The organism is Peribacillus sp. NPDC046944 (assembly GCF_050272735.1).
Classification (GTDB): Bacteria; Bacillota; Bacilli; order Bacillales; family DSM-1321; genus Peribacillus.
In genome coordinates, this window is sequence record NZ_JBNNML010000021.1 from 22,053 (window position 1) to 28,052 (window position 6,000).

The following is a 6,000-nucleotide window of genomic DNA, read 5'->3' on the forward strand; positions in this document are numbered from 1 at the left end:
CCATTGCATAAGGGGAGGCTGTATTTATGGGGACATATATTGTTGTTGGGGCTTATCAATTTGTAGGTTTTCATGTGACACAATATTTGTTGGGGCAGGGGGAAGAGGTAATCGGAATTGATTGGGAGGATACAAAGACCAATCGATATATTATAGAAGAAAAGGAGCTAGAAATAGGGCGTAACGCTAACTTTACTTATCTGCCAATTAATAAACTTCGGTTATTGGATGTTTCCGAGCCATTCACCATTCTATTATCTTTTTATGATAGTAGAAGAGGGAAAACGGCTTTAAAGGATCTTCATATAAATGATATTGTTTCTTTTCTTGAAAAATGCAAGAAAAACGGTCATGGTAATAGCCTGAAAATTGTGGTGCTCCTTCCAATCGATGCTGATACGGAAGGATTTCAGACTGTATTAAACGCTTGTGAAGGCTTCGATTCAGTCAAAACAGTATATTTACCGACGATATATGGTCCTTGGCAACCAGCAACCATGGGATTTGAAGCGGGTATCAGCCAACTAGAGCAATCAACTATCCAAGCTACACTCGCTTCAGAATACAGGGAGGATGCGCTTTTTATAGCCGATTTCATCGAGGGTCTTGAACAGCTCCTTTCTTCCACTGATAGAAGCCTTCACCTCAAAAGCAGCATTGACGACCACTGGAATACATGCGCCAAGCTCATTTTTAAACAAGAGGTGATCGACTCACTTCCCCCACAATCTCCAATCAAGGCAACGAAAGGAACCGTATATGAAGTGCCTAATAAAACGAGTCCAGAGGAAGGCATCTCCTTGCAAATCGAGCAGAATAAACGGTTAAACCTCCTTACAAAGTGGAGGATGCGCGATAAGAAGGACTAAACATTATCCAGGAGTGCCCAATGTGTGGAATTAATCAAGAAAGTCATAAAGTGAAGGGGGAACTCATACCTTAGTACCTGGGAATTGTTCTGTACTTTCAAGATGGCATATAGCATGAAGAATATTCATTCAGGCAAGTTTCGGCTTTACGAATGGACTTTGGGGAATTATGATAAGAATGAACCTGATTTTTGGTTTATGGGATACCCATTTGTAGAATCATGTTCCAAGTGTCATCAAAGGATACTAATGGTGCATTCAAAATGACCAAGTATGGTAAGGAGGCAAAAAAATGAGTTCAGATAAAACCCTTGAATTTATGGGGATTGCTATGAAGTACTTCCCGGAAGCAAAAGCAAAGTTAGAGGCAAGCGGGATTCCATTTTCAATGGACATGGCAGAGCCATTCATGGATTTATTTAAGAAAGTGATGCAAGAAGCTTATGACCTTGGCAAACAAGATGCCCAACGTTAAGTAAGAGAAGGCTGTCCGGATAATCGGGCAGCCTTCTGTTTATTCTTCTTTTTTCAGCATCTTTGAAATGATGGGGTTCACTTTCTGGATGGTAGGCTTAAATTGATCGTACAAACCCACTAATGTCTCTACGCTTGCCATCAATTGCATATAATCAATCTGGGTCTCTTCTTTCTCAGGTTCTTCTTCGGGCTCGTTGTTACGCGTGCCAAACATCATTTTGGAAAAGGGATCGTCCTGGTTCCTTCGATTGTTGCGATTAAAAATATCCATTGTGATTCCTCCCTTCTTTTACTATAATGTATGCACGCTTGCGTCCTTGGATTAGGCCCTTGTCCGACTTAAGATGCAGATTAATTAGACTTTCAAACTGATAGTTCTTGCAAGAAAGCGTATTTTTCTATAAAATTAGTACCAGGTAATAATAGATGATAATAATAACTCATTAAAATATAAGGGGTTGGCTGAAATGAATGCTGGTATATTAGGGCTTGGTCGTTACTTACCCGAGAAAATCGTCACAAATGCGGACTTAGAGAAAGTCATGGATACGTCGGACGAGTGGATTCGTACTCGGACAGGTATCGAACAAAGAAGAATAGCCAATGATGAAACAGAAACTTCCGATATGGCTTATGGCGCAGCAAAAGCTGCTTTAGATAATGCAGGCATTTCAGCTGAGGATATAGATTTAATCCTTGTCGCAACTGTTACACCCGATCGGCCTTTTCCTTCCATCGCCTGTATGATCCAGGAAATGTTGGGTGCGAAGAAAGCAGCTGCAATGGATGTTAGTGCAGCATGTGCTGGCTTCATGTATGCTATGATTACGGCGCAGCAATTTATTAAGACAGGTGCTTACAAGCATGTATTGATTGTTGGGGTTGAGAAACTATCCAAGATCACTAACTGGGATGATCGCAATACCGCTGTCCTTTTTGGGGATGGAGCTGGGGCTGCTGTCGTGGGACCTGTATCAGAAGGCAGGGGAATTCTTTCTTTTGAATTAGGTGCAGATGGATCTGGTGCTAAGCATCTATTCCAAGATGGGGAATTCATCACGATGAATGGACGAGAAGTATTTAAATTTGCTGTCCGTCAAATGGGAGAATCCAGCCTGAATGTATTGGATAAAGCAGGATTGACCAAAGAGGATGTGGATTTACTAATCCCACATCAAGCCAATATTCGAATTATGGAGGCTTCAAGAGAACGTTTGGGCCTACCCGTTGAAAAAATGACAAAGACCGTTCATAAATATGGGAATACTTCATCGGCTTCCATACCAATTGCTCTTGTGGAAGAAATGGAAGCAGGTAGAATCAAAGAAGATGACTTGCTCGTCATGGTTGGTTTTGGTGGAGGACTCACGTGGGGAGCTATTGCCCTTAGATGGGGAAAATGAAAATAAAAGAAATATTTGAGTAAAGGAAGGAGCCATTGTAATGACGAATCGTCGTGTTGTTGTAACAGGGATTGGAGCTATTTCTCCAGTTGGAAATGATGCAGAAACTGGATGGAAGAATATAATTGAGGGGAAATCAGGGATTGGACCATTAACTCGTCTTAATGCTGATGATTTTCCTGCTAAAGTGGCTGCAGAAATAAAGGACTTTGATATCGAAACATATATTAATCGTAAAGAAGCACGCAAAATGGATCGTTTTACGCATTATGCGATTGCCGCTTCAGTCATGGCTTTAAATGACAGTAAATTAGAAATAACGGATGAAAATGCAACGCGGGTAGGAGTCTGGATCGGTTCTGGAATCGGTGGGCTTGAGACACTTGAAACCCAGCACGAAAATTTCTTGAACAGGGGCTATAAGCGGGTTAGTCCATTTTTCGTACCCATGATGATACCAGATATGGCAGCGGGCCAGGTATCCATTTTACTGGGCGCTAAAGGGATCAACTCTTGCACCGTGACGGCTTGTGCAACGGGAACGAATTCCATCGGTGATGCATTTAAGGCCATTCAGCGTGGAGATGCCGATGCCATGATTACTGGTGGTGCAGAAGCGCCGATTACAAAAATGGCAGTTGCTGGTTTCTGTGCGAACACAGCTCTATCCACCAATCCAGATCCTAATACGGCGAGCCGCCCATTTGATGCTAACCGTGATGGATTTGTCATCGGGGAAGGAGCAGGTGTGATCATTCTTGAGGAGTTAGAACATGCGTTAAACCGCGGAGCGTATATTTATGCTGAAATAGCTGGATACGGAACGACCGGAGATGCTTTTCATATTACGGCTCCAGCGCCTGGTGGAGAAGGTGGGGCAAGGGCAATGAAAATTGCGATTGAAGATGCAGGGTTAACACCGGAAGACATCCAATATGTTAATGCCCATGGTACAAGCACACCTTACAATGATAAATATGAAACGATGGCGGTCAAAGAAGTATTTGGGGAGCATGCTTCTAAACTAGCATTAAGCTCTACCAAATCAATGACAGGCCATATGCTGGGTGCAGCAGGTGGTATAGAGGCCATCTTTACGATTCAAGCAATCAGGGATAGCATCTTGCCCCCTACCATCAATATAGAAACACCGGATCCTGAGTGTGACTTGGACTATGTGCCAAATCAAGCAAGGGAATGTGAAATTAAGGCAGCTATCAGTAATTCATTAGGATTTGGCGGTCATAACGCCACTATCCTATTCAAGAAATATCAATAATCAAGAGTAATGAAGAGGAAGGGCAAATCTTGGGATTTGCTCTTTTTATGTTGGGAATAAGTAATGGGAATGATGTATCACTAAGCATTTTTGGAACATACAATAAAAGAGGATGAAGTAGTGGGGGCGAAACGGATGGGAGTTATTTCAACTAATGAGTGGATGGAAAAGGATTTTGACCATCCGGTTAAGATGATGAAGAAGTTGAAAGGGGAATTCTATGAACAGGTTAAAGAAGACATGATCTACCGCCATTTACAAAACCATGGAATGTACCTGCCCAATCCAAAAACGAAAAAAACCTTCGATGAACTGAAACAAAAAAATGTATGGGTCAAAACACAAAGTTTATTTACAACTTATAAGAAATTATGGGGGGGACCCGATATCCCCATTTATATCTTTCCTCTCGTAGCCTCTGGAAGGAAGCAACCGAATGAGAGTAAATCAGGATTGGCCTTTAAAGATAAATTATTTCTTTTTTACGATATCGAAATAACCGAAAAAGAGATGGAAGCAGTGCTGATTCACGAATACCATCACGTCTGCCGTTTGCACCATTTAAAAAAGGCGGAAGAAAACTATACCCTACTCGATACAATGATCATGGAAGGACTCGCCGAGAGGACAGTCGGTAAGTATTTAGGAACGAAATACCTGGCAAAATGGACACAATTATATTCAGAAGAAAAGCTCCAGCAGTTTTGGGACAGCTATCTAGTAGAAAACTTGAACAAGAAACGCACGGATCCGCTACATGATGCTCTTCTTCTGGGAAAAAAAGGGTATCCGGAGATGTTGGGGTATTGCAGTGGTTTTCATTTAGTGAAACAATTCAAAAATTTCTCCGTCAAAAAATCCTTTGCTATCCAATCTGAAGAATTCATAACAGAAAAGAGTTAATTTATACGTGTTTTATTTCAAAATCTGTTTTCTGAAATAGGAATAAATTGTATGGTTCCTGCCTATACTGATTGACAAACAGAAATTTGTTTAAGTGAGGGATGGATAATGTTATATCTTCATGATGTATGGGTTAACTGGTTTGAAGGAGAGGAAAATGGTTATAATATTTGTCATTTTCATGAATGGAGGAAGGATGATGGCATTGAACTGCTAGATCAAGTTCCTCTGATGAAAGTTTCAACAACTTTGTTTCACTACATAGAAAATGACCTATCTGAATTACCGAAGGCATTACTGAACGATGTCTACCAAAAAGCATATGCAAGGAAAAATCATGAACGCATTCAGCTTGACTACTGTTTTGTCGTGACCGATGGACATGGAATACTTGCTGTGGATACAATAGGCTACCATATTCCCATCCGGAAAAGCAGAATTATTCCTCGGCAGGAACAAATTGTTTATGACATGATCGAAAATCACGAAGAGATGGATTATACTTTTACGGAAAATCCTGAAAGCGAGAAAGAATATCATATTCTGTCTCCATCGCCCTTATTTATGAATGGATTGACAAGAAAAGAAAGGCAATTGAAACAGCTCCTTTTCATGGCCATGGATCAGTTATTCACAGCAAAGAATACGGCTGAAATTCGATACTGGTATACTGAATGGGCTCCTGAGAAATATGAGAGCATTCAGGATATGGACTTTCAGATAGCGTGGCTTGAGTTATATGAGGAAATGAAAACAGGTTGGTCTGAAAAACACCTTCAGCTATGTGAAAATTTAGTGAAAGGGCAACCCTTTTTCGAAAAACTTTGGCAAGTAGAAGCCGGCGATAGTCCATCCATATTATAGGTTCACAAAAAAAGACGATCCGTTGCGGATCGTCTCAGTTTGTCGACAAAAGGGGTCCGGAATGATTTCATTCCGGACCCCTTTTTGATATTTTCTTGAAATTTCGCTCGAAATTTAGAATATAGGTCTCTACGAGCCCACTTTGTTAGGCTATTTTCGGACCTTGCCATGTCCAATTGGCCATCTTCTTTAAATTCATGGCAGC

Annotated in this window: 8 protein-coding genes; 6 read left to right on the top strand and 2 right to left on the bottom strand. The window is 41.0% G+C overall.

Going from position 1 to position 6,000, the window contains the following annotated elements:
• The first annotated feature begins 26 nt into the window (after positions 1-26).
• Together ACQKIC_RS20455 and ACQKIC_RS20460 are read left to right on the top strand one after the other, a co-directional pair.
• Positions 27-869, top strand: a complete 843-nt coding sequence (locus ACQKIC_RS20455; protein WP_402991457.1) for a hypothetical protein — start codon at positions 27-29, stop codon at positions 867-869.
• 292 nt (positions 870-1,161) lie between these two features.
• Positions 1,162-1,344 (top strand): ComZ family protein, encoded by a 183-nt coding sequence (locus ACQKIC_RS20460; RefSeq protein ID WP_402867783.1) that lies wholly within the window; start codon positions 1,162-1,164, stop codon positions 1,342-1,344.
• 39 nt (positions 1,345-1,383) lie between these two features.
• On the opposite strand, the gene ACQKIC_RS20465 is transcribed toward ACQKIC_RS20460, so the two are convergent.
• Positions 1,384-1,617, bottom strand: coding sequence for a hypothetical protein (locus tag ACQKIC_RS20465; protein ID WP_402867784.1), 234 nt, complete (start codon positions 1,615-1,617; stop codon positions 1,384-1,386).
• 196 nt (positions 1,618-1,813) lie between these two features.
• Between ACQKIC_RS20465 and ACQKIC_RS20470 the strand changes: the two genes are divergently transcribed.
• The 4 genes from ACQKIC_RS20470 to ACQKIC_RS20485 all read left to right on the top strand — a co-directional run bounded on the left by ACQKIC_RS20470 (position 1,814) and on the right by ACQKIC_RS20485 (position 5,795).
• A complete protein-coding gene (locus ACQKIC_RS20470; protein ID WP_402867785.1) occupies positions 1,814-2,749 on the top strand; it encodes a beta-ketoacyl-ACP synthase III in 936 nt (311 codons plus the stop codon).
• A gap of 40 nt (positions 2,750-2,789) precedes the next feature.
• Positions 2,790-4,028, top strand: coding sequence for a beta-ketoacyl-ACP synthase II (gene fabF, locus ACQKIC_RS20475; RefSeq protein WP_402867786.1), 1,239 nt, complete (start codon positions 2,790-2,792; stop codon positions 4,026-4,028).
• Positions 4,029-4,118: 90 nt separating this feature from the next.
• Positions 4,119-4,931: a DUF2268 domain-containing protein gene (locus tag ACQKIC_RS20480; RefSeq protein WP_427668747.1), complete on the top strand. Its 813-nt coding sequence runs from the start codon at positions 4,119-4,121 to the stop codon at positions 4,929-4,931.
• A 108-nt stretch (positions 4,932-5,039) separates the two neighbouring features.
• The gene (locus ACQKIC_RS20485; RefSeq protein ID WP_402867788.1) at positions 5,040-5,795 is read left to right on the top strand and encodes a YjbA family protein; all 756 of its coding nucleotides are present in this window, start codon (positions 5,040-5,042) and stop codon (positions 5,793-5,795) included.
• 2 nt (positions 5,796-5,797) lie between these two features.
• On the opposite strand, the gene ACQKIC_RS20490 is transcribed toward ACQKIC_RS20485, so the two are convergent.
• Positions 5,798-6,000: hypothetical protein (locus ACQKIC_RS20490; protein ID WP_402991452.1), on the bottom strand; the 203-nt coding region annotated here is incomplete at its 5' end.